Annotated in this window: 21 protein-coding genes; 18 read left to right on the top strand and 3 right to left on the bottom strand. The window is 67.5% G+C overall.

What is annotated here, in order from left to right:
- The first annotated feature begins 57 nt into the window (after window positions 1-57).
- Window positions 58-1899 carry an ArnT family glycosyltransferase gene (locus OVA13_RS06845; RefSeq protein ID WP_267793040.1) on the top strand — a complete coding sequence of 614 codons (1842 nt, stop codon included), beginning with the start codon at window positions 58-60 and terminating at the stop codon, window positions 1897-1899.
- A gap of 4 nt (window positions 1900-1903) precedes the next feature.
- Here OVA13_RS06845 and OVA13_RS06840 read toward each other — a convergent pair whose 3' ends face one another.
- Complete coding sequence (locus tag OVA13_RS06840; protein ID WP_267793039.1) at window positions 1904-2473, bottom strand: Maf family protein; 570 nt, start codon at window positions 2471-2473, stop codon at window positions 1904-1906.
- Window positions 2474-2595: 122 nt separating this feature from the next.
- Between OVA13_RS06840 and OVA13_RS06835 the strand changes: the two genes are divergently transcribed.
- The 12 genes from OVA13_RS06835 (at window position 2596) to OVA13_RS06780 (ending at window position 12783) form a co-directional block, all read left to right on the top strand.
- Complete coding sequence (locus tag OVA13_RS06835; protein WP_267793038.1) at window positions 2596-3102, top strand: YceD family protein; 507 nt, start codon at window positions 2596-2598, stop codon at window positions 3100-3102.
- Window positions 3103-3183: 81 nt separating this feature from the next.
- Window positions 3184-3378, top strand: a complete 195-nt coding sequence (rpmF, locus tag OVA13_RS06830) for a 50S ribosomal protein L32 (protein ID WP_267793037.1) — start codon at window positions 3184-3186, stop codon at window positions 3376-3378.
- An 84-nt stretch (window positions 3379-3462) separates the two neighbouring features.
- Complete coding sequence (locus OVA13_RS06825) at window positions 3463-4458, top strand: beta-ketoacyl-ACP synthase III (RefSeq protein WP_267793036.1); 996 nt, start codon at window positions 3463-3465, stop codon at window positions 4456-4458.
- 197 nt (window positions 4459-4655) lie between these two features.
- Window positions 4656-5597, top strand: coding sequence for an ACP S-malonyltransferase (fabD, locus tag OVA13_RS06820; protein ID WP_267793035.1), 942 nt, complete (start codon window positions 4656-4658; stop codon window positions 5595-5597).
- Window positions 5598-5640: 43 nt separating this feature from the next.
- Window positions 5641-6384, top strand: coding sequence for a 3-oxoacyl-ACP reductase FabG (gene fabG / locus OVA13_RS06815; RefSeq protein ID WP_267793034.1), 744 nt, complete (start codon window positions 5641-5643; stop codon window positions 6382-6384).
- A gap of 158 nt (window positions 6385-6542) precedes the next feature.
- Window positions 6543-6782, top strand: a complete 240-nt coding sequence (acpP, locus tag OVA13_RS06810; RefSeq protein WP_014161144.1) for an acyl carrier protein — start codon at window positions 6543-6545, stop codon at window positions 6780-6782.
- Between the two features lie 114 nt (window positions 6783-6896).
- Window positions 6897-8138: a beta-ketoacyl-ACP synthase II gene (fabF, locus tag OVA13_RS06805; RefSeq protein ID WP_267793032.1), complete on the top strand. Its 1242-nt coding sequence runs from the start codon at window positions 6897-6899 to the stop codon at window positions 8136-8138.
- A gap of 113 nt (window positions 8139-8251) precedes the next feature.
- Window positions 8252-9613, top strand: coding sequence for an aminodeoxychorismate synthase component I (locus OVA13_RS06800; protein WP_267793031.1), 1362 nt, complete (start codon window positions 8252-8254; stop codon window positions 9611-9613).
- 96 nt (window positions 9614-9709) lie between these two features.
- Window positions 9710-10777 (top strand): endolytic transglycosylase MltG, encoded by a 1068-nt coding sequence (mltG, locus tag OVA13_RS06795; protein ID WP_267793030.1) that lies wholly within the window; start codon window positions 9710-9712, stop codon window positions 10775-10777.
- Window positions 10774-11436, top strand: coding sequence for a dTMP kinase (gene tmk, locus OVA13_RS06790; RefSeq protein WP_267793029.1), 663 nt, complete (start codon window positions 10774-10776; stop codon window positions 11434-11436). Before mltG ends, tmk begins: the two co-directional genes overlap by 4 nt.
- A complete protein-coding gene (locus OVA13_RS06785) occupies window positions 11433-12413 on the top strand; it encodes a DNA polymerase III subunit delta' (RefSeq protein WP_267793027.1) in 981 nt (326 codons plus the stop codon). The genes tmk and OVA13_RS06785 overlap by 4 nt, the downstream gene beginning before the upstream one ends.
- Before the next feature lie 13 nt (window positions 12414-12426).
- Entirely contained in the window at window positions 12427-12783 is a 357-nt protein-coding gene (locus OVA13_RS06780) for a PilZ domain-containing protein (protein WP_267793025.1), read from the top strand.
- Window positions 12784-12889: 106 nt separating this feature from the next.
- On the opposite strand, the gene OVA13_RS06775 is transcribed toward OVA13_RS06780, so the two are convergent.
- Window positions 12890-14062 (bottom strand): M23 family metallopeptidase, encoded by a 1173-nt coding sequence (locus OVA13_RS06775; RefSeq protein WP_267793023.1) that lies wholly within the window; start codon window positions 14060-14062, stop codon window positions 12890-12892.
- A 211-nt stretch (window positions 14063-14273) separates the two neighbouring features.
- Here OVA13_RS06775 and OVA13_RS06770 point away from each other — a divergent pair, with 211 nt between their 5' ends.
- On the top strand, window positions 14274-14945 hold the full coding sequence (locus OVA13_RS06770; RefSeq protein ID WP_267793022.1) for a hypothetical protein: 672 nt from the start codon (window positions 14274-14276) through the stop codon (window positions 14943-14945).
- Between the two features lie 78 nt (window positions 14946-15023).
- Here OVA13_RS06770 and OVA13_RS06765 read toward each other — a convergent pair whose 3' ends face one another.
- Entirely contained in the window at window positions 15024-15959 is a 936-nt protein-coding gene (locus OVA13_RS06765; RefSeq protein ID WP_267793021.1) for an alpha/beta fold hydrolase, read from the bottom strand.
- 126 nt (window positions 15960-16085) lie between these two features.
- Here OVA13_RS06765 and OVA13_RS06760 point away from each other — a divergent pair, with 126 nt between their 5' ends.
- The 4 genes from OVA13_RS06760 to OVA13_RS06745 all read left to right on the top strand — a co-directional run bounded on the left by OVA13_RS06760 (window position 16086) and on the right by OVA13_RS06745 (window position 22386).
- The gene (locus OVA13_RS06760; RefSeq protein WP_267793020.1) at window positions 16086-16682 is read left to right on the top strand and encodes a CGNR zinc finger domain-containing protein; all 597 of its coding nucleotides are present in this window, start codon (window positions 16086-16088) and stop codon (window positions 16680-16682) included.
- 147 nt (window positions 16683-16829) lie between these two features.
- Window positions 16830-17048, top strand: a complete 219-nt coding sequence (locus tag OVA13_RS06755) for a polyprenyl synthetase (RefSeq protein ID WP_267793019.1) — start codon at window positions 16830-16832, stop codon at window positions 17046-17048.
- Between the two features lie 433 nt (window positions 17049-17481).
- Window positions 17482-19275 carry a diguanylate cyclase domain-containing protein gene (locus OVA13_RS06750; protein WP_267793018.1) on the top strand — a complete coding sequence of 598 codons (1794 nt, stop codon included), beginning with the start codon at window positions 17482-17484 and terminating at the stop codon, window positions 19273-19275.
- A gap of 135 nt (window positions 19276-19410) precedes the next feature.
- Entirely contained in the window at window positions 19411-22386 is a 2976-nt protein-coding gene (locus OVA13_RS06745; protein WP_267793017.1) for a bifunctional diguanylate cyclase/phosphodiesterase, read from the top strand.
- Window positions 22387-22389: the final 3 nt, after the last annotated feature.

Below are 22389 nucleotides of genomic sequence, written 5' to 3'. Positions count from 1 at the left end.
GAATGGCAGACATCGCGCTCTCGGTTGGCATATCGGTTTCCAGGGAAGTGTAGCGAGATGCAGGACGAACAACGCGCCAGGCAATGGTTCATCGCACTATGGGCAGTGGCAACCGTGATCAAGGTCGTGGTTGCCGCGCGCCTGCCGCTGTTCGTCGATGAGGCGTTCTACTGGCAGGAAGGACGGCACCTGGCGGCGGCGTACTCTGACCTGCCGGGATTGACGGCATGGCTGACCCGCCTCGGCACCGTCGTGGGCGGCGACCATGTCCTCGCATTGCGCGCGCCGTTCCTGCTGCTGGCGGCAGCGCTGCCCTGGCTGGTGGTGCGTACCTCGGCTCATTGGTTCGGCGCCACGATGGGATGGCAGGCGGGCATGCTGGTCGTGCTGATGCCGCTGTCGGGCACCCTGGGCCTGCTGGCGCTGCCGGACGTGCCGATGGCGGTGGCGACGGTGCTGTGCGCCGATGCGGGCGCGCGCCTGCTGCGCCAGGTGGATGCGATGTCGGCGGCCGAGCTGGCGCTGGGTCTGGTGATCGGGGCGCTGAGTCATTACCGCTTCGTCGGGGTGATCGGCGTCGGCCTGCTGGCGCTGCTGTGGTTGCCGCAGGGCCGTGCGGTATTGCGTGATGCGCGGGTGTGGGTGGCGCTGGCGGCGGGCATCGCCGCCTGGGCCCCGTTGCTGGCCTGGAACCTGGAGTATGCCGACGCCGGCCTGCGCTTCCAGTTGCTGGACCGTCACCCGTGGGCGTTCCATGTGGATGGTTTCCGCTTCGTGTTGATCCAGGCCGCGATGGCGACGCCGCTGCTGTTCTGGGCGATGCTGCAGGTCTCGGTGCGCGGGTTGCGTGGCGGCGGCGTGTCGTTGCCACAGTGGCGTTATTTCGCGCTGCTCGGCGCGATATCCACGTTCGGGTTTTTCGCGCTTGGCTTCTTCGCGGACAACGAGCGTGTCAGTTTCCACTGGCCGCTGCCGGGCTACCTGGCATTGCTCGCCGTCGTGCCGCTGCTGTTGCGCGAATGGTCAACGGTCGCACGCCGGGCCGCGTGGGGCCTGGCCGGCGCGGGTGCGTTGCTGATGCTGGGGTATTACCTGGCGGTGTCGATGCCGGCTGTCCGTGCGCAGCTCGCCGGCGACAAGTACTACCCCTCCAACTTCTCGGGCTGGGACCGCCTGGCAACGGAAGTGCGACGCGCGCGTGCCCGTTTGCCCGAAGACACGGTGGTGATCGCCGACAGCTTCAAGACCGGGGCAGCGCTGGGCTTCGCGCTGGGCGATGCCGGCATCCCGGTGCTGGACCATCCCCTCAACCACAAGCACGGGCGTGCCCCGCAACTGCAGCTGTGGAAATTGCAGCACGATGGCCGGCGCACGACACCCGCATTGCTGGTGGTGGGTGCGACAGACGTGAAGTTCAGTGCGCTGCTCGCGCACTACCAGCAGCTGTGTCGTGTCGTCGGTCCGCTGCCGTCCGCCGAGGTCGTCAACATCGACCATGGCGCGCGACGTTTCCTGCTGTTCGCGTTGCCTGCGGAGCCTGAAGAGGGCGACTGCATCACGCCCGTCGTGGCCAACATCGACGCGCCCGTGATCGGCGCGCGCGTGGCCAGGCGTTTTACCGTCAGTGGCTGGGCAGTCAAGGACGTGGCCGGCGTGCGCAAGGTGGAGGTAACGCTGGACGGCCGGGTCGTTGCACAGGCGGAGGACGCCGGCGCGAATGATTGGCTGCGCGGTTTCCTGAAGCACGGCTCACGCGATCCGCGCATGCCGCGGGTCCAGTTCAGGGCGGAGGTCGATGCCGGCGGGTGGGATGCCGGGCGTCATTGGCTGGGGCTGCGCATCACCGGTGGTGATGGCAGCGTGGAGCAGTGGGCCGAGCAGGTGGTCGTGCTGGAGTAGCCGCTCAGGGCAGCTCGAACCCGGCCTCGCGCAGCATCCGGGCCAGGGCGATCAGCGGCAGGCCGACCAGCGCGGACGGATCCGTCGACTCGATGGCCTCGAAAAGCGCGATGCCCAGGCCTTCGGCCTTGAAGCTGCCCGCGCAGTCGAACGGCTGCTCGGCGTCCACGTAACGCTCGATTTCGCCCGCGGTCAGGGTCCGGAAACGGACCGTCGTGGTGTCCAGCGCCTCCAGCACCTGCCCCTCGCGCAGCAGGCAGACCGCCGTGTGAAAATGCACCTCGCGCCCCGACATGGCCGTCAGCTGGGCGATGGCGGCATCGCGCTGGCCGGGCTTGCCCAGCGGTTGGCCGTCCAGCTCCGCCGCCTGGTCCGAACCGATCACCCAGGCCTCCGGCTGCTGCTGGGCGATGGCCCCGGCCTTGGCCCGGGCCAGGCGGGCCGCCAGGGCAGGGATGGTTTCGTCGGGATGCGGCGTCTCGTCCACGTCCGGACGCGCGATATGGAACGGCAGGCGCAGGCGTTCCAGCAGTTCGCGGCGGTAACGGGAGGTGGAGGCAAGCAGCAGGGGCATCGTCAGGGGGTCGGGCGGGGCAGGGGCGGGGAGTCTGCCGGGTACGGGGACGGCGGGCAAGCATCCTGCGGCCTTGAATCCGTTTGACAGCTCGGCGTTCACTCCTTAACATTCAGCGGCTTATGTCCGCGAATACGCCCGAGATGTTGGATGCTTGGCGCATGGTCGCGGCCCGGCGCAGTTTCGAAGGTCGCCTGCCGTTGTCCGCCATGACGCGCCTGCAGGGCCTTCTGGTCGATGCCGAGGGCGAAGTGCGCTACACGATCGAGTTTGATCGGGATGCGCTGCAGGTGCCCTACGTCGAGCTGCAGATCGATGCCGGCCTGCCGCTGGTCTGCCAGCGCAGCCTGCAGCGGTTCGTGTTGCCGGTCAGCATCACCCAGCGACTGGGCCTGGTGCGGGACGAGGCGGAGGAATCCGCGCTCCCGCCCGGCTACGAGGCGCTGCTGGTGCCGGAGGATGGCATGCTGCGCGCCGTCGAGCTGGTGGAGGACGAACTGGTCCTCGCCGTGCCTGTGGTGGCGGTGGCGCCGGGGTCGGACGCGGTCGAACGCGAATGGCCGGCGCAGGAAGAAGAATTGGCCAAGGCCAGCCCGTTCGCGGCGCTGACCTCGCTGAAGAAGAACTAGCCGCCCAGGCGGTCTGGCAAGACGAACCGGAAGGTTCATTTCAAGATCAGTTCATTACAAGTTTAAAGCTGGAGCAATCCCATGGCTGTGCAGAAATCCCGCGTCACCCCGTCCCGCCGTGGTCAGCGTCGTTCGCATGACGCCCTGACCGCCAAGCAGCTGTCCACCGACCCCACCACTGGCGAGATCCACCTGCGCCACCACGTGACGGCCGATGGTTACTACCGCGGCAAGAAGGTCATCGCCACCAAGACCACGCAGGTCGAGGAAGATTGATCCGTGCGGCGCGCCCTTGTGGCGCGCCATCCGCAGGGTCAATGACAACCAGGGCCCCGTCCGGGGCCAGCAATGGGAGCGTGCATGAGCGAGCCGGGTAACAAGGGGCGCATTTTTGCGCGCATCGCCGGAACAGGCAGCTACCTGCCCGAGAAGGTGCTGACCAACGAGGATCTGTCCAAGCTGGTGGATACCAGCGACGAATGGATCCAGTCCCGTACCGGTATCCGTGAGCGCCACATTGCCGCCGAAGGCGAGACCGCCGGCGACCTGGGTTACCACGCCGCCGTCCGCGCGCTCGAAGCCGCGGGCGTCGATGCGTCGGAAATCGACCTCATCGTGGTGGGCACCACCACGCCCGACCTCATCTTCCCGTCCACGGCCTGCCTGATCCAGGCGCGGCTGGGTGCGGGCGGCTGCGCGGCGCTGGACGTCAACGCCGCCTGCTCGGGCTTCATCTACGCACTCAGCGTGGCCGACAAGTTCATCCGCTGCGGTGACGCCAAGACCGCGCTGGTCATCGGCACGGAAACCCTCAGCCGCATCGTCGACTGGACCGAACGCACCACCTGCGTGCTGTTCGGCGACGGCGCCGGTGCCGCCGTGCTCAAGGCCGACAGCGAAACGGGCATCCTGAGCACGCACCTGCATGCCGACGGCAGCAAGAAAGAGCTGTTGTGGAATCCGGTGGGCATTTCGGCCGGCTTCAAGCCCGACGAGCCCAACAACGGCATCCGCATCAACATGAAGGGCAACGACGTGTTCAAGTACGCCGTCAAGGCGCTGGACTCCGTCGTCGATGAAACGCTCGAAGCCAACGGGCTGGACAAGCACGACCTCAACTGGCTGATTCCGCACCAGGCCAACCTGCGCATCATCGAAGCCACCGCCAAGCGGCTGGACATGTCGATGGACCAGGTGATCGTCACCGTCGACAAGCATGGCAACACGTCATCCGGCTCGGTGCCGCTGGCGCTGGACACCGCGGTACGTTCCGGGCGCGTACAGCGCGGCCAACTTCTGCTGCTGGAAGCTTTCGGTGGCGGTTTCACCTGGGGTTCGGTGCTGCTGCGTTACTGATCGCCGATCCACTGCAGGACGATGTGCGGAAGGCGGGGCCGGGAGGCCTCGCCTTTCCTGTTTCCGGTGCAACGGATTCCATTGGCATGCGTGATGCGCAGGCACGCACCGCGTTCACGGCGGCATACGCCCCGGTACAGACAATCCCGGATGTTCGCCCGTATCATCGCCGCTCGTTTTTCTTGCCGGGTATCCGAGTGACCGCCACGCAACTTGCCTTCGTCTTCCCCGGCCAGGGTTCGCAATCGGTCGGCATGCTGGCCGAACTGTCTGAACTGCACCCGGTCGTGCGCGCCACGTTCGCGGAAGCCTCCGAGGGTGCCGGCGTCGACCTGTGGGCGCTGTCGCAGGGCGGTCCGGAAGAGATGCTCAACCGCACCGAATACACGCAGCCCGCGCTGCTCGCCGCCGGCATCGCCGTGTGGCGCGCCTGGCAACAGCAGGGTGGCGCGCAGCCCGTGCAGCTGGCAGGCCACAGCCTGGGCGAATACACCGCGCTGGTCGCGGCAGGCGCCCTGTCATTGAAGGACGGTGCGCACCTGGTCCGCTTGCGCGGCCAGCTGATGCAGGATGCCGCGCCACAGGGCGTCGGCGCGATGGCCGCCGTGCTGGGTGCCGAAGACGCGCTCGTCGCCGACGTGTGCGTGGAAGCCTCGGGCAGCAAGGTCGTGGTTCCCGCCAACTTCAATTCGCCCGGCCAGATCGTCATCGGTGGCGACACCGAGGCGGTGGATCGCGCGATCGCGCTGCTCACCGAACGCGGTGTGCGCAAGGTGGTGAAACTGGCCGTCAGCGTGCCGTCGCATACGCCGCTGATGCGCGAGGCGGCCAATCGCCTGGCCGAAGTGATGGCCGGCCTGTCGTGGAGCGCCCCTTCGTTGCCGGTGGTGCAGAATGTCGACGCGAAAGTGCACGGCGACGTCGACGCCATCCGTGACGCACTGGTGCGCCAGCTCTACCTGCCGGTGCGCTGGACAGAATGCGTGCAGGTGCTCGCCGGCAACGGTGCCACGCGCATCGCCGAGTGCGGCCCCGGCAAGGTGCTCGCCGGCCTGGTGAAGCGCATCGACAAGTCGCTGGATGCGCGTGCGCTGGGCGGCGTGGGTGATTTCGAAGGCGCGCGCGCCGACTGGTCCTGACGTCGCGGCATCACCCCATTCCCATCTCCTTGAAGGACATTCCATGAGCAAGCCACTGCAGGGCGAGATCGCGCTAGTCACCGGCGCCAGCCGCGGCATCGGAGCCGCCATCGCCGACGAACTGGCCGCCCAGGGCGCCATCGTCATCGGCACCGCGACCACCGCTTCCGGCGCGCAGGCCATCGGTGAACGCCTGGCGGCGAACGGCGGCCATGGCCGCGAACTCAACGTCACCGATGCGGCCGCGGTCGACGCCCTGATCGAAAGCATCGCCAAGGAGTTCGGCCCCATCTCCATCCTGGTCAACAATGCCGGCATCACCCGCGACAACCTGCTGATGCGCATGAAGGACGAGGACTGGCAGGCCATCCTGGACACCAACCTCACCAGCGTGTTCCGCACGTCCAAGGCCGTGATGCGCGGCATGATGAAGGCGCGCAAGGGGCGCATCATCAACATCGCCTCGGTCGTTGGCGTCACCGGCAATGCGGGGCAGGCCAACTACGCGGCTGCCAAGGCCGGCATCATCGCGTTCTCCAAGTCGCTGGCGAAGGAAATCGGCAGCCGCGGTGTCACCGTGAACGTCGTGGCGCCGGGCTTCATCGCCACCGACATGACCAAGGACCTGCCGGAAGAATCCAGGCAGGCGCTGGCACAGCAGATCGCACTGGGACGCCTGGGCGAGCCGGCCGACATCGCGCATGCGGTGGCGTTCCTGGCCAGCCCGGCCGCCAGCTACATCACCGGCGAAACCCTGCACGTCAATGGCGGCATGTACATGCCGTAAGCAAGTCGTATCAGGAAGCCGCTGTAAGTCTTTGATTCAATGGTGATTGGCGAGGCCTGCCCGTCACCGGCGGTTTCCACTACACTATCCACCGGTTTGCCATTGATCCACCGTGGCAATCTCCTACAAGTCACCCAATCTCCGTCTGGAGCGAATCCATGAGCAGCATCGAAGAACGCGTCAAGAAAATCGTCGTCGAACAACTCGGCGTTAAGGAAGAAGAAGTCACCACCAGCGCATCGTTCGTCGATGACCTGGGCGCCGACTCGCTGGATACCGTTGAACTGGTGATGGCGCTGGAAGAAGAGTTCGAGTGCGAAATTCCGGACGAGGAAGCCGAGAAGATCACTTCGGTGCAGCAGGCCATCGACTACGTCAAGGCACACGTCAAGGCGTAATTCCGGCGACTGCAGTAAACCGTGTCGGGGCCGCGCATGCGGCCCCGCGCGTATTCGGCCCCCATCCGCCTGCGTACTGCGCACGGCGGCAGCAAAGATCCACAGGAGTCCGCTATGAGCCAGCGTCGTCGCGTCGTCGTTACCGGTATGGGGCTGGTTTCGCCCCTGGGCAATGACATGGCCACCAGTTGGGACGGCATCGTCAACGGGCGCTCGGGCATCGGTCCGGTCGAGTCCTTCGATGCCTCCGCGTACACCACCCAGATCGCGGGCGAGATCCGCAACTTCGATCCCGCCACCTTCGTGTCGCCGAAGGACGCGAAGAAGATGGATCCGTTCATCCACTACGGCATCGCCGCGTCGTTCATGGCGCTGGACGATTCCGGCCTGGAGATCACCGAAGCCAATGCCGAGCGCATCGGTGCCATCGTTGGTTCGGGCATCGGTGGCATCCATGGCATCGAAGAACAGACCATCAAGCTGCACGAAGGCGGCCCGCGCAAGGTCTCGCCGTTCTATGTGCCCAGCACCATCATCAACATGCTGCCCGGCCAGCTGTCGATCCTGAAAGGCATCAAGGGCCCCAGCTTCTCCGTGGTCTCGGCCTGTGCCACCTCCAACCATTCCATCGGCGTCGCGATGCGTGCCATCCAGTACGGCGATGCCGACGTTATGGTCGCCGGCGGCGCCGAGCTGGGCTCGTCGCCGACCTCGATGGCCGGCTTCTGCTCGATGAAGGCCATGTCCACCCGCAACGACGCGCCGACCAAGGCCTCGCGCCCCTGGGACAAGGACCGCGACGGCTTCGTGCTGGGCGATGGCGCCGGCGTGCTGATCCTGGAAGAGTACGAACACGCCAAGGCGCGTGGCGCGCGCATCTATGCGGAACTGGCCGGCTTCGGTTCCAGCTCCGATGCGCACCACATGACCGCCCCCAGCGAAAACGGCGAAGGGCCGGCCCGCTGCCTGGTGTCCGCGTTGAAGGATGCCGGCCTCAATCCCGACCAGGTCGAATACCTCAACGCGCACGGCACGTCCACGCCGCTCGGCGACCTGGCCGAGACGCTGGCCATGAAGCGCGCGCTGGGCGACCACGCGTACAAGATCATGGTCAGCTCCACCAAGTCGATGACCGGCCACCTGCTGGGTGCGGCGGGCGGCGCGGAAGCCATCTTCTCCGTGCTGGCCATCCACCACGGCATCATCCCGCCGACCATCAACCTGGACGAACCGGGCGAAGGCTGCGACCTCGACTACGTGCCGCACACCGCGCGCCAGAAGAAGATCGACGTGGCCGTGTCGAACGGCTTCGGCTTCGGCGGCACCAACGGCACGCTGGTGTTCAAGCGGATCTGATCCCTTGGATCTGCAGGATCGACGTCACCCCGGCGCAAGCCGGGGCCCGGCGTCTTACGCTTCATCCGCACAGCACGTCACTGGGTCCCGGCCTGCGCCGGGATGACGAGTCCATGATCGAAACCCGCGCGCTGCCTTCCGACACCGACCTGCTGGCCCTGCATCGACGGGATCCGCAGCGCTATCCCGTGCTGCTGGAATCCGTCGCGTCCGGTACCGCGCAGGGACGGTGGGATTTCCTGCTGGTGGCCGATGGCACCGGGCTGCGCCTGGATGCCGACGGTGTCACCCGCGACCTGCAGGGCAACGTGGAAGCCGGCGATTTCCTCGCCGTGCTCGATCGCCACTGGCAGGCGCAGCGCACGCCGCGCGAAGAACCGCGCTGGCCGTTCCGCGGCGGCTGGGCACTGCTGCTGGCGTACGAACTGGCGCAGCAGGTCGAACCGGTCCTGCAACTCCCGCAAGCCCCCGCCACGCAACCCGTCGCGCTGGCCCTTCGCTGTCCTGCCGCCGTGCTGCGGGATCGCAGCACCGGCGACTGCGTGGTGGTGGCGGAAGCAGGGCAGGGTGCGTTGATCGCCGGGATTGCGGACCATGTCGCGCAGGCCGCGCAGCAGCCGGCGTTGCCCGCGTGGCAGCCTCCGGCACGCATCGATGAAGACGAACCGCAGCGCTTCACCGACGGCGTACAGCACATCCTCGAGTACCTGCGCGCGGGCGACATCTTCCAGGTCAACCTGTCGCGTGCCTGGCACGCCCGCTTCGATTCGCCGCTGGATCCCGCCGCGCTGTACGCGCGCCTGCGTACCGCCAATCCCGCGCCTTTCGCCGGCCTGTTCGCCACGCCGGACTGGACCGTGGTCAGTTCCTCACCCGAGCGGCTGGTATCGGTGCGCGGGGACGTGGTCGAGACCCGGCCCATCGCCGGCACGCGCCCCCGTTTCGAAGGCGACGACGATGCCGCCCGCATCCGCGAGCTGGTCGGCCACCCGAAGGAGCGCGCCGAGCACGTCATGCTGATCGACCTGGAGCGCAACGACCTCGGCCGCGTCTGCCTGCCCGGCAGCGTGCAGGTGGATGAACTGATGACCGTGGAAAGCTACGCCCACGTGCACCACATCGTCAGCAACGTGCGCGGCCACCTGCGCGCCGACGCCACGCCCGGTGACGTCATCCGCGCCACGTTCCCCGGCGGCACCATCACCGGCTGCCCCAAGGTGCGCTGCATGCAGATCATCGCGGAGCTTGAACGGACTCCGCGCGGCGCCTACACCGGCGCCTTCGGCTGGCTGAACCGCGATGGCGACCTGGACCTGAACATCCTGATCCGCAGCGCCGAGGTCCTGGCCGATGGGGCAGGCAGCGTGGCCCGCTTCCGTACCGGGGCCGGCATCGTCGCCGACTCCCTGCCGGACAAGGAACTCGACGAGACCCGCGCCAAGGCCCGCGGGGTGCTGAAGGCACTGGCCGACTGATCCAGGCCGAAGGCGCGCGCCGCCCGCCGGCCGTGCCTACAGCCTGAGACGGCGACCGGGTATCCTGCACGGCCTGCTTCACCTACCGAGGATTGCGTGGCGTCTGGTCTCAAGCGCGGTTGCCGCTTCATCGTCATCACCTTCTTCCTGCTACTGGCCCTGGCGGCCGGTGCGGCGTTCTGGCTGTGGCAGGGTCATCGCGGCTTCGCCGACACCGCCATCGGTGGCGTCAGCGCCGACGCCACCCTGGAAGTCGCCAGCGGCGACGCCTTTCCCACCGTGCTGCGCAAGCTGCGCGAGCAGGGCGTGTCGCACGGCAGCGATCTGCAATGGCGCCTGCTGGCCCGCGAGACCAACACCGCCAGCCAGCTGAAGGTCGGTGAATACGCGCTGGCTCCCGAGCTCACGCCGCGCGAGCTGCTGCAGCGGATGCGCGAAGGCCGCACGCTGCAGTACCGCTTCACCCTGGTCGAAGGCTGGAACATCCGCCAGGTGCGCGTCGCGCTGCGCAATGCCACGCCGCTGCAGCAGAAGACCGCGCAGATGAGCGATGCCGAACTGATGGCCGCACTCGGCCACCCCGGCCAGCACCCGGAAGGCCGCTTCCTGCCCGAGACCTATGTCTACACGCGCAGCGAATCCGACCTGGACGTGCTCAAGCGCGCCCATGCCGCGATGGAGAAGGCGATGACCGCCGCCTGGGAAGACCGTGCGGCCGGCATTCCGCTGCAGTCGGCGGAAGAAGCCCTGATCCTCGCCTCGATCATAGAGAAAGAGACCGGCATCGCCGAAGAACGCCCGGCCATCGCCGGCGTGTTTGCGCGCCGCCTCAAGATCGGCATGCCGCTGCAGACCGACCCCACCGTCATCTACGGCATCGGCAGCAGCTACGACGGCAACATCCGCCGCCGCGACCTGACCACCGACACCCCGTACAACACCTACACCCGCAAGGGGCTGACGCCCACGCCCATCGCCATGCCCGGCGTGGATGCGTTGAAGGCGGCCGTGAATCCTGCCGATGGTGATGCGCTGTACTTCGTCGCCGTCGGTGACGGCAGTGGCCGACACCTGTTCTCCGCCACGCTGGCCGAGCACAACGCCGCGGTGGCGAAATACCTGGTGACGCGCCGGCAGACGCTGGACAAGGCGGCACGGCAATGACCGAAGCCCTGCTCACCCATCCGCGCCTGATCACGCTGGAAGGCGGCGAGGGCGCCGGCAAGACCAGCGCGATCACGGCCGTGCGCGAACTGCTGCAGGCCCGTGGCCACGACGTCGCGCTGACGCGCGAGCCCGGCGGCACGCCACTGGCCGAACGCATCCGCGAGTTGCTGCTCGATCCGCGGGATGAAGCGCTGGCACCGGAAACCGAACTGCTGCTGATGTTCGCCTCGCGCGCGCAGCACGTGCGGCAGGTCTTGCGCCCGGCGCTGCAACGCGGCGCCTTCGTCGTCAGCGACCGCTTCACCGATTCCAGCTATGCCTACCAGGGGCATGGCCGCGGCCTGGATGCCGAATGGATCGCCGCACTCGAGCGTCGCGCCGTGGGCCTGAAGCCCGGGCTGACCCTGCTGCTTGACCTGGACGTGCGCGAAGGCCGCGCACGCACCGCCGGCCGCGACCTGTGGCCGGACCGCATCGAAAGCGAGCAGGATGATTTCTTCGAACGCGTGCGCGCCGGTTTCCGCGCCCGCGCGCTGGCCGAACCGGGACGCTTCCGCCTGATCGACGCCAGCCAGCCGCCGGTGGCCGTAGGCGCCGCGGTGACGGATGCCTTGTCGGCCTACCTCGGCACGCTGACCGACAGCGACCTGGCATGAGCAGCGCCCCGTTCTCGCCGTGGCAGCAACGCGCCTATGACCATGCGGTGGCAGCGCTCGAGGCCGACCGCCTCGGCCATGGCCTGCTGATCTGCGGGCCGGACGGCCTGGGCAAGCGCGCGGTCGCCGACCGGCTGGCGCGCCGCGTGCTGGCGCAGCAACGCGATGCGCATGGCGAACCCGCGCCGGGTGACCGCAGCACGCACCTGATCGACGCCGGCACGCATCCCGACCTGCAGATCATCTCCTTCGTCGCCACCAAGGATGGCAGCAAGCTGCGCACCGAGATCGTCATCGACCAGATCCGCGAGGTGTCGCAGAAGCTCTCACTGACGCCGCAGTATGGCGGCGCGCAGGTGGCCATCATCGATCCGGCCGACGCCATCAACCGGTCTGCCTGCAACGCCCTGCTGAAGACGCTGGAAGAACCATCGCCGGGCCGTTACCTCTGGCTGATCAGCGCACAGCCCGCGCGGCTGCCGGCCACCATCCGCAGCCGCTGCCAGCGGCTGGAGTTCCGCCTGCCGCCGCATGACGAGGCGCTGGCGTGGTTGCGTGCGCAAGGTCATGCCGCCGCCGATGCCGCGCAGGCGCTGGAGGCCGCGCGCGGTCATCCGGGGCTGGCCGACGAATGGCTGCGCAGCGACGGGCTCGCACTGCGTGATGCCGTGGCACGCGACTTGCAACGTCTGGAGAAGGGCGAGATCGGCGTGGTGGAAACCGCGCAGCGCTGGGCCAACGACGAACTGGCCGATGCACGACTGCGTCACGCTGCGGATGTGGTGCTGGCACATGCCGGCACGGTCGGCTTGACCGATCCGGCGCGATTGAACAAGCTGGCCGCCTGGTTCGATGCCGCCAACCGTACCCGCGACCTGATGCGGACCACGGTGCGCGGTGACCTGGCCATGGTGGAACTGTTGCTGGCCTGGGCCGGCGCGGAACGCGGGCGTGCTGTCGGAGCGCGCCGCAACTGATCGGAGATGCGGGATGAATGCAGCAGCAGGCAATCGGCAGGGCATCCTGTCACTGGCGGTCAAGGACAAGACCGCGCTGTACAACGCCTACATGCCCTACATGCGCAATGGCGGCATCTTCGTGCCCACGCCCAAGCGGTATTTCCTGGGTGACGAGGTCTTCCTGCTGCTGACGCTGCCGGATTCCAGCGAACGCCTGCCGGTCGCCGGGAAGGTGGTCTGGGTGACGCCGGTCGGCGCGCAGGGCAACCGTACCGCCGGCATCGGCGTGCAGTTCGCCGACAGCAGCGAAGGCGAAGCCGTGAAGAACAAGATCGAAACCCTGCTGGCCGGCAGCCTCAGCGGCGAAAAGCCCACGCACACCATGTAAGCGCCGCCCCGGGAGTTCCGGGGCCATCGGGCCAGCAGCCCTCGTCACGCCAGCTGCCTCTCCCGACGTTTACCGTCGGCATCGGCATGCGTGCCATCGATCATGCTCAGCGCGGCGGCGGCAGCGTTTCGATCATGTCGCCGCTCTGTACCTGGCGCGGCGTTTCCGAGAACGGGATCTCGATGTTCTCGAACCGCACCGGCATGCCCACGCACTTCAGCGGATCCGGTGCATCGCATACATGGAAGTGCAGGTGCGGTTCCGTCGAATTGCCCGACGTGCCGACGGCACCGATCGCTTGGCCTGCCACCACCTTCTGGCCCACCGCCACGCCCACGCTGCCGGGCTTCAGGTGGCCATAGACCGAATAGAGCGCCTCGCCATGGCGGATGACCACGTGATTGCCGGCCAGTGTTCCCGCGCCGGCCGCGAGCCGTTCGCCCTGTTGCGCGACCAGCCGCTGCTGGTAGTCGACCAGCGCCTCGCCGGCTCGGCGCATCGCGTCGGTGCTGTCGGGCATCGTGTCCACGGATGCCACCACCTCGCCATCGGCGGAGGCGAGCACCGGCGCGCCGTACGCGTAGTAGTCGGTGACCTTGGCGCCATCGCCCGCGTAAGTGCCGCCCGAGGCGCCATAGCGAACGAAATCGAACGCGAACTCTTCCGGCACGGCCCAGCGATGGTGGCTGTGCAGCGTCGAGCCGGCACCGGCCACCCAACGCCCCTGCAGTGGCAGCAGGAAGCGGGCTTCCACCGCACCGAACCGCAACGGCACCGTGGTGCGCGTATCCGCGGCGGTGCCGGCGTAATCCACGGTGATCCGCACCTGCTGCGGCTTGCCTGCGAACGCGAGCACCTGCACCGGGATGTACAGCGCCTGCCCGGGCGCCAGCGTGCGCGCGGGGGCCAGGTCCGACGCGCCGGCCAGCAGTTTCGCCGGGGCGAACTGGAAATCCAGCACGTCCAGCATGCCGGACGCCTTCAGCGCACTGCCGGTCTTCGCCGCGCGGTCCAGGTCGGCCGTGTGCAGTGTCCGGGACAGCACCACGTCATGGTCGCGCAGCACGTCGAAGCGCACGGTTTCCACGGTCAGGTCGTTGACGGACAGGTTGATCACGGCGGTGTTCTGGATGACCGCGCTGTGCAGGCCGCGCGCCGCTTCCAGCTCGTAGGCCCAGACCTGGCCGGCGGGATAGAGGCGGATCACCGGTTCGGCGGCGCATGCAATGGCAGGAACAAGCAACCCGACGGTACCCAGCAGGACGGTGACGGCTTTCATGGTGTCCTCGGGTGGCGGAAGGGGATGCAGGCGGCCCGGACCCGTTATGCCCCTTTGATGCGGTCCGCACGCGTGCCGAAGGATGGGGCCGCGCTCGCGCGGGTGCCGGGTGTCCTTGACCACACGGCAAAGCCGGGCATCTGCGGCCAGGCACTGCCCGCCGCGTTAACATCGACGGGGGAAGGTCGGAGTTCCGGCACGGGGGCAGGGGATGAAAGGATCACGCATAAACCAGCCGCCACGTGCGTGGGTTCTGCTGGGCTGGGTGCTGTTGTGTGCACCGCTGCTGGCGCAGGCACAGTCGCTATCGGGCCTGCGTGTCTTGCCGCACGCGGATTCGGACCATTCGTTTTCGGGCTGGCAGAGCGAAGGCGCGGTGCCGCCGTCATTGCCGGTGCCGCTGGAACTCGGTGACGAGGTGTATGGCGCCACGCTGCAGTTGCAGCCGGCCACGGCGGGCGAAACCTATCGCGTGCGCGTGCAGTACGAAACCAGCCTGGGCTTGAGCGCGGAAGGCCCGCACCTGGACCTCACCGACTGGAAGCACTGCGTGTCGGATTGGGAAGATGCCGAGGCCATCGATGCGGTGTCGTTCGTGCTGCCGACGCCCTCGCCGGAACAGCATGCGTGCTTCCCGAAATACACGCCGGCCGAACTGGAGCAGGCGGTACACGCCCACGCCCGCAAGCTGGGCGATCCATCGCAGGCGCGCAGCTGGCTGGATGGCCTGCGGCATACCTCCTCAGGCCAGATGTCGCCGGCGATGTCCGGGGTATCGCCGTTCGTCGCGATCAGCGCGGTGCGGGTGAAGGTGGAGGTATTGCGCGAGGGGAAATGGGTGGAGGCCACGACGGTGGTGTTCCTGCCGCCCATGGGGTGTTGAGGCGCGTGGCGTCATCCAGGTTGCGTTCGCGGGCCGAAGCGGACATCCGTGTCGGACGTCCGCCCTTGCGAACCACGCTCAGCGCTTGATGCTGCGATCCAGGAACTCGAGCATGCGCGCCGCGATCTCGCCACCATGGGTTTCGATGGCGAAGTGGCCCGTATCCAGGAAGCGCACTTCGGCATTCGGGTTGTCGCGCGTGTAGGCTTCCGCGCCCGCGGGAATGAAGAACGGGTCGTTCCTGCCCCAGATCGCCAGCGTAGGCGGCTGGTGCTTCCGGAAGAAGGCATGCAGCTGCGGGTATTGCCGGACGTTGCTGCCGTAGTCCAGCAGCAGGTCCATCTGCGGTTCCACCCCGATCCGCGCGATGGCTGCCGAGGCCAGCTGGTAGCTCTCGGGCGCGATCAGCGACGTGTCACTGACACCTTCGGTGTACTGCCACTTGATCATGTCGGGCGTGTTGAAGCGGCGCAGCGCTTCGCGGTTCTCGGCGGTAGGGGCCGCCCAGGCCTTGCGCATGTCGGCCCAGCCTTCGCTCAAGCCTTCTTCGTAGGCATTGCCGTTCTGGCTGACGATGGCGGTGATCTTCTGCGGGTTCGCCACGGCCAGGCGCCAGCCCACGGGCGCGCCGTAGTCGAACACGTAGATCGCATAGCGATCGAGGCCCTTTTCGACCGTGAAGGCGTCGATGACCGAGGCCACGTTGTCGAACGTATAGCGGAACGCGACGCCCGGCTTGACCGTCGTCTGGCCAAAGCCCGGCAGATCGGGGGCGATGACGCGGTAGCGCTGCGCAAGGACGGGAATCAGCTCCCGGAACATGTGCGAGGAGGCACCGAAGCCGTGGAGCAGGAGGACCGCGGGCGCGTCGGCGGGTCCCGCCTCGCGGTAGAAGACGCTGACGCCCTGAATGTCGGCGGTGCGGTAGTGGACCTGCGTGGCGGGCTCGGTGGCCACTGCCGGGAGGGCGCTGCCCAGCGTGGCGGCAGCGAGGAGAAGGCTTTTGAGGCTCATGACGGGTTCTCGCAGTAGGGGGAAACGCAAAACGAGTAACCTTTTTAAATTGATATTACAGGTTACGTTGGCGCAGTCTGCGCCGACTGTGATAACCTGTCAATAGTTATTTTTGTGGTTACTTTGATGAACATCATGACGCCGCGGGAAAGCGCCGGCACGTCCGAAGCCCCGCAGGTGGGCGACCACCTGGCATTGGACCTGCTCAATACCGAGGCCCGGAACCACGGCCAGACAGTGGATTACTGGGCCACGGACGAGGATGTGCGCCAATGGCTGGTGCGGCAGGGCGTCGTGACCGGGCATGCGCGTGGAGAGGTTCCGACGGATCTGCTGTTGCGTGGCCGCGAACTGAGGGCCGCGGTGAGGGAGGCGATCTCCACACGCAAGGCCGGCGGCCCGGTGGCCGTCGATGGCCTCAATCACTATCTGCAGGCCTACCCGACGTCCCCGCTTCTGCGGCGGGATGACGCTGGCGGGCTCCTGTTGACCCGCGTCGGACGGGGCGATGGCGCCGCGTCCCTGCTCGGACCTGTGGCGGAGGCCGCGGCCCGACTGCTGGTGGAGGCTGACTTCGCCCTGGTCAGGCAGTGCGAACACCCGGACTGCATCCTGTGGTTCTACGACCGCACCAAGTCGCACAAGCGCCGCTGGTGCAGCATGGCCCAATGCGGCAATCGGCATAAGGCGGCGCAGTTCCGGAAACGCAGTCACGCCGTGTGAAGCGGGCCGAGTCGGTTGGCGGAGGAATGAGGCTGCAAAGCGCCCAGGGATGCATCGCGACGCTGGCGGTGCCTGGCCTCACGTCGTTCAACCCTGCCGCGTACCGCTGGTGCACAATGCCGCACCTCGAACAGATCTGGACGCACCATGGATACCGAAGCCCTTCTGGATGCCGCTCTGCGCGAGGCGGGGTATGACGCGGACGCCATCGGCTCGGCCATGCCGAGGATCCTGCGCATCCTGGAGGCGGAGGATGTACGCATCCAGATGGGTCGCAAGCTGTCGCGCAAGGAGCGCGAATATGTGCGCCTGCAGCTTGAACTGGGACTCAGTGTGCGGGAAGTCGCCGCAGGCCTGAAGAAGTAGACGCCGCGCCATCGCGCGCGCTCACTCCACCCCGCGGCGCGGCGCGGCAGGCAGGACATCTGATCCAAGAAGCGTATCCACGTCGATATCGCCGGTGAATCGCCATGGCCTGGTCTGTCGGCGGCCATGCGTTCCCCTCTGGCGGCGCACGTGAAGCGTGCAGTGATCGGGAGCATGCGCGCACGTGCATGCAACAGAGGTGTTGCGGGTGTCCTCCCGCTGATCGCTGACTGCATCGTGTTCGACGTGCGAACGTGGGCGTGAAGCGCGACATCTTCGTCTGACGCTGCGCTGCAGCATGATGCGCGTCGGTCATGCGTGTGCGCCTGCACGTGGCACTTACACCGCCCGCCTCACTATCATCCGAGCACGACGCTGACGGGACCTGGATGTGTCCATGCAGGAGCACGCGCGCAGGGGAGCGGATCTGGCCTTGGTTGCCATCCTGGTGGCAGCCGGTGCATGGCTGTCGATTTCGTGGGCGGGGCGGCCGGGCGAACTGTCGGCGATGTGGATTTCCGGCGGCATCCTCTGCGCATGGCTGCTCGTGCGGCCCACCGCCACCTGGGGTGTGTATTGCGCGGTAGGCGCAGCCGCCGACGTGGCGGGGCAGTGGGTGGCCGGCACGCCGCTCCCGCTCGCAACGGCGTTGTCCGTGTGCCACCTGATCGAGGTGCTCGTCGTGGCGTATTCCATACGCCGTGAGGTTCCGAATATCCGCGACCCGCGCCGCTGGATACACCTGGGTGGCGTGGCGACGGCCAGCACGCTGGTCGCCTGCGGCGTGTCGGGGTTGCTGGCCGCGCAGGTGGCGCGCTACGTCCTGGATGCCGCGTTCGGCATGGCGTTTGCCACCTGGTATGGCGCGCACGTGCTCGGCATGGTGATTGTCGGCACGGCCGCGCTCGTGCTGCACGTCGAAGGACTGCGCGCCCTGGCACCCCAGGGGCGGCGTACCCGCTTCATCCTCGGCATGGGACTCATCGCGATGCTGGGCCTGGCCGTCTTCAGCATGCAGTACCCGTTGCTTTTCCTGACCTATCCGCCCTTGCTGCTGGGCGCGTTCCGCCACCGGTTCGCCGGTGTTGCCGTCGGCGTGACGCTGCTGGCGGTGATCGGCGTGGCGTTCACCACGGCCGGGCGCGGACCGCTTGCGGAGATTGCCGCCTCCCACTACGCGTGGGCCATCGTGTTGCTGCAGCTCTATCTGGCGGGCGGATGTTTGCTGACCATCCCGGTGGTGCTGGCGATGGCTGAACGCGACCGGCTGTCGGCGCGTGTGCGGGACAGCGAACAACGCTATCGCCTGCTGGCGGATTTCTCAGGCGACCTGGTGGTCCGCCTGAATCCGTCGGGCGAACGCACCTACGTATCGCCATCCGCCCGCGAGATGCTGGGCTGGTCGCCGGACGAGATGCTTGGCTCGCGCTGGGACCTGATGCATCCCGACGACCGCGAGGGGCAACGACAGGCCATGCTGGAAGTGGTGGCGTCGGGTCTTCCGCAGACCCATCGTTTCCGCATCCGGCACCGCGACGGCAAGTACCTGTGGGTGGAGGTGGTCATGCGCTCCGCGCCCGGTGCCGATCCTTCCGTGCCGGCCGACCTCATCCTGTCCGGCCGGAACATCAGCAAGCGCGTCGCCGCCGAGCAGGCGCTGGAGGCCAGCCGGCTTGAACTGGAGCGCCTGAGTCTGGTCGATGCACTGACCGGCGTGGCCAATCGTCGCCAGCTGGAGCGGCGGCTCGCGCTCGCGCTTGCCCGCCTGAAGCGCGGCAGCGGTGCGATCGCCCTGTTCTTCCTCGACCTGGATCATTTCAAGGACGTGAACGACACGCATGGACATGCAACCGGCGACGGTGTGATCCGATGCTTCGCGCAGCGACTCCAGCAGCTGGCGGAGGACGGGAAAGGACTGGTGGTGCGCCTGGGCGGGGACGAATTCGTCATCCTCCTGGATGGCGATCTCTCGGTGCCGTCGATCGAGCAGTTGGCGCAGCGCATCCTGGCAGCCACCCACGCACCGATGAACATCGGTGCCAGCACGCTGCTGCTCACCACGAGCATCGGCATCGCCTTCGCGCTGTCGCCGGTCGATGAGGACGACCTGCTTGCCACGGCCGATGAAGCCCTCTACCGCGCGAAACAGCAGGGACGCAACCGCTTCCACCTGGCCGTTGCGCAGGCCGCCGCCGCGCCCCGGCCCTCACGCGATCTGCCGGCATGAAGACCAGCGGATCACGGTGTGCACCTGCGCGTTGCGCGCCCCTGCGCCGCCAGGCGCCTTCATGGCGTCGTCGCGGCGGGTTGCGCATACTCGGCAGGTCGGTGGCATGCAGGGGACGGGTTGGATGACCACTTCATGAAAGCCACCCTGTCGCGGGTCACCGCCGCCTCCACCGCCACCGTGCGCTGGATCGGTACCTGCCTGGGCCTGTTCATCAGCGTCGGCCTCATCCTGGCCACCATCCAGGACCGCAACGTGCGCATGGAGGCGGCACAACGCCAGAGCATGGCGGTGGCGATCGGCGTTGACCGCCTGCTGCATTACGAGATCCGCAACCTCGAACGCGCCCTGCGCGGTATGGCGATGGAGGCGGATGGCTACGTGGCCGACTTTCCCGGAAGCAGCCGCTGGGATCTGCCCGGCGCGATCCGCGGCGTCGTCTCGCGGCATGCCGAATTGCAGGACATCGATCTGTACGACGCCGATGGAAGCGTGGTGCATCGTGGCACGGGAACCAGCGGGCAAGACGAAGCGGTCTTCGCCCCTCCCGACACGGCCGGCACCGGCATGCTGAGGGTCGGTCGCCTGCAGCAACAGGGGAGGGCGCAGCCGGTCATCCCGCTGATGTGGCGCACGCCCGAAGGCAACTGGCTGGTGGCACGGCTACGCACGTCCGAGCTGCAAAGCATGCTGCGGGGGCTGGACATTGGTGAACAGGGAAGCGCCGGCATCCTCGACCGCGAGGGCGTGGTACTGGCGCGTGAGGGCAGCGGCGGTGGCTACGTGGGCAGGCAGGTGCCGTTGCCCGCCGGCCTGGCGAAGGGCGCGACGGTGCAGCAGGTGCTGGTGAGCCGGCTGGATGGCATTGAACGCTTCGCCAGCTTCACCTCGACCAGCCGCTACCCCTTCATCGTGGCCGCCGGCCTTTCCAAGCAGGAAGCATTGATGCCCTGGTGGCGTTACGCCGTCATCGCAGGGTGCCTGCTGATGCTGTACTGGCTGGGCATGTTCTACCTGATGCGGCGGATGTCGCTCGCCGAAGCCGCGCGCCGCAAGGCGCATGACGAACTGCGGCATCACGCCGACTGGCTCAGCAAGGCCCAGGAAGCGTCCCGCGCGGGCGTATGGGCGATGGAGCAGGGTGCCCAGCATGTCCGGGCCTCGGCGCATGCGGCCGACCTGTTCGGTTTCGAACCGGTGGCGGGCATGCTGCCGCTGGCGGAGTTCTTCCTGCGCATGCATCCGTCGGACAGGCCGCGGGTGGAGCACGAGTTCGGGCAGGCCTGGTCCAGCGGACAGCCTTTCCACTCGGAATACCGCATCACCCTGCCGGACGGCGAAAGCCGCTGGATCAGCGCGCGGGGGGCATTGGTGCAGGATGACGAGGGTGCGCCGCGGATGACCGGCACCATCGTCGACATTACCGAGCGCATGGCACGGCAGGAGGCGTTGGCCGGGGCAGAGGCCCAGTTCCGCGAGTTGTTCGACCTGAATCCCCTGCCGTTCTGGGTCTTCGACATCGAATCCCTGCGGTTCATGGCGGTCAACAAGGCGGCGGTCCATCGCTATGGTTACTCGCGCGAGGAATTCCTGCAGATGACCATCCTGCAGATACGCCCCGCCGATGACGTGCAAGCCGTACTGGAGGCCGTCAACCAGGTCGAGGAACCGCGTGATGCGTCGCGCGTCTGGGTGCACGTGCGTCGCGATGGAACGCGCATGCATGTGCGTGTGCACAGCAGCAGCATCCGCTTCAGCGGGCGCGATGCGCGGCTGGTGCTGGCGGAGGACGTGAGCGAACGCGTGGCGTACGAAAGGGAACTGGCATGGCGCGCGGCGCATGACGAGACGACCGGCCTGCTCAACCTTCGTACCTTTGCCGAACAGATGGACGCGCAACCCGAGGTGCCCGTTGGCGACGTGACCTATGCCGTCGCCTACGTGCAGCTGCGTGATCTCGAGTTCGTCTCGCCTACCCTGGGGCGGCAGACGCGGGACGCGATGATCCAGGGCATCGCACAGCGCCTGGCGGGCGTGGCGCGTCGGCATGGCCCGCTGGCATATGTGCCGGCGGATGCCTTCGTGACCGCAACGCGCCGCGCGGAAGACTGGAATGACCTGGTCGACGAACTGTTGGCCGCCTTCTCCGAGACGGTGGAATCGGACAGCGGCAATCACCGCGTGGAGGCGTGGATCGGCATCGCCTTCCAGCAGTTCCCGGGGCAGAGCGCCGAGGAGGTCGTCGGCCATGCATCGCTCGCCGCCCTGCAGGCACGCGCGGAGAACAGCGGGACGATGCATTACTCGGACAGCATGGCCGAGCGGGCCAGTGCGAGGCTGGCCACCATCAACCGCCTGCGCCGCGCACTGCCGGACGGGGAGTTCGAACTGTTCTTCCAGCCGATCCAGCGCCTGGGCGACGATGTGGTCATCGCGGCGGAAGCGCTGTTGCGGTGGCGTACCGCGGACGGCTACGTATCGCCGGCCAGCTTCATTCCGCTGAGCGAAGAGGCAGGCCTTATCGTTCCCATCGGGGAGTGGGTGATCGACAAGGCGGCGCAGGCGCACCAGGCGTTGGCGGCGGCAGGGTTTCCCGGCATTGCCATCGCGGTGAATGTCTCCGCCGTGCAGTTCATCTGCGGCACCATTCCCCGGATCCTGAGGGACGTCCACCAGCGGTACGGTCTGCCCAGGGGGGCCATGCACGTGGAGTTGACCGAGAGCGCGATGCTGCGCCGCCCGGAGATGGCGCGGGCGGCGATGGAGGAACTGCAGCAGGACGGGGTGGGCATATCGATCGACGACTTCGGCACCGGTTTCTCCAGCATGACCTACCTGCGCGACCTGTCCGTCGACTGCCTGAAGATCGACCGCAGCTTCGTGCACCAGGTGCACCGGGACGGGCGCAACGCGTCGATCTGCCAGGCACTGATCGCACTGGGTCACGGCCTGGGCCTTGGCATCGTGGCCGAAGGGGTCGAGGACGCAGAGGAACTCGCTTGGCTGGCGCGCCATGGCGTGGACAGCGTACAGGGCTTCCACATCGCACGACCGGCGCCGCTGGAAACGATGATCGCGTGGCTGTCCGATGCGCGCGTGGTCGCGCGCTAGGCT

The sequence above is a fragment of the Pseudoxanthomonas sp. SL93 genome (genome assembly GCF_026625825.1).
In the GTDB taxonomy this organism is placed as follows: Bacteria; Pseudomonadota; Gammaproteobacteria; order Xanthomonadales; family Xanthomonadaceae; genus Pseudoxanthomonas_A.
Note: the sequence above shows the minus strand (reverse complement) of the source record. Positions and strands in the feature narration are given on the sequence as shown.

Coding starts and splice junctions, on each gene's coding strand:
- tmk (WP_267793029.1), top strand. CDS start 10,774: ATGACCGAAGCCCTGCTCACCCATCCGCGCCTGATCACGCTGGAAGGC.
- OVA13_RS06800 (WP_267793031.1), top strand. CDS start 8,252: ATGATCGAAACCCGCGCGCTGCCTTCCGACACCGACCTGCTGGCCCTG.
- OVA13_RS06825 (WP_267793036.1), top strand. CDS start 3,463: ATGAGCGAGCCGGGTAACAAGGGGCGCATTTTTGCGCGCATCGCCGGA.
- OVA13_RS06770 (WP_267793022.1), top strand. CDS start 14,274: ATGAAAGGATCACGCATAAACCAGCCGCCACGTGCGTGGGTTCTGCTG.
- OVA13_RS06840 (WP_267793039.1), bottom strand. CDS start 2,473: ATGCCCCTGCTGCTTGCCTCCACCTCCCGTTACCGCCGCGAACTGCTG.
- OVA13_RS06835 (WP_267793038.1), top strand. CDS start 2,596: ATGTCCGCGAATACGCCCGAGATGTTGGATGCTTGGCGCATGGTCGCG.
- fabG (WP_267793034.1), top strand. CDS start 5,641: ATGAGCAAGCCACTGCAGGGCGAGATCGCGCTAGTCACCGGCGCCAGC.
- OVA13_RS06780 (WP_267793025.1), top strand. CDS start 12,427: ATGAATGCAGCAGCAGGCAATCGGCAGGGCATCCTGTCACTGGCGGTC.
- rpmF (WP_267793037.1), top strand. CDS start 3,184: ATGGCTGTGCAGAAATCCCGCGTCACCCCGTCCCGCCGTGGTCAGCGT.
- OVA13_RS06845 (WP_267793040.1), top strand. CDS start 58: ATGCAGGACGAACAACGCGCCAGGCAATGGTTCATCGCACTATGGGCA.
- OVA13_RS06760 (WP_267793020.1), top strand. CDS start 16,086: ATGAACATCATGACGCCGCGGGAAAGCGCCGGCACGTCCGAAGCCCCG.
- OVA13_RS06755 (WP_267793019.1), top strand. CDS start 16,830: ATGGATACCGAAGCCCTTCTGGATGCCGCTCTGCGCGAGGCGGGGTAT.
- OVA13_RS06775 (WP_267793023.1), bottom strand. CDS start 14,062: ATGAAAGCCGTCACCGTCCTGCTGGGTACCGTCGGGTTGCTTGTTCCT.
- OVA13_RS06785 (WP_267793027.1), top strand. CDS start 11,433: ATGAGCAGCGCCCCGTTCTCGCCGTGGCAGCAACGCGCCTATGACCAT.
- fabF (WP_267793032.1), top strand. CDS start 6,897: ATGAGCCAGCGTCGTCGCGTCGTCGTTACCGGTATGGGGCTGGTTTCG.
- OVA13_RS06745 (WP_267793017.1), top strand. CDS start 19,411: ATGAAAGCCACCCTGTCGCGGGTCACCGCCGCCTCCACCGCCACCGTG.
- acpP (WP_014161144.1), top strand. CDS start 6,543: ATGAGCAGCATCGAAGAACGCGTCAAGAAAATCGTCGTCGAACAACTC.
- OVA13_RS06765 (WP_267793021.1), bottom strand. CDS start 15,959: ATGAGCCTCAAAAGCCTTCTCCTCGCTGCCGCCACGCTGGGCAGCGCC.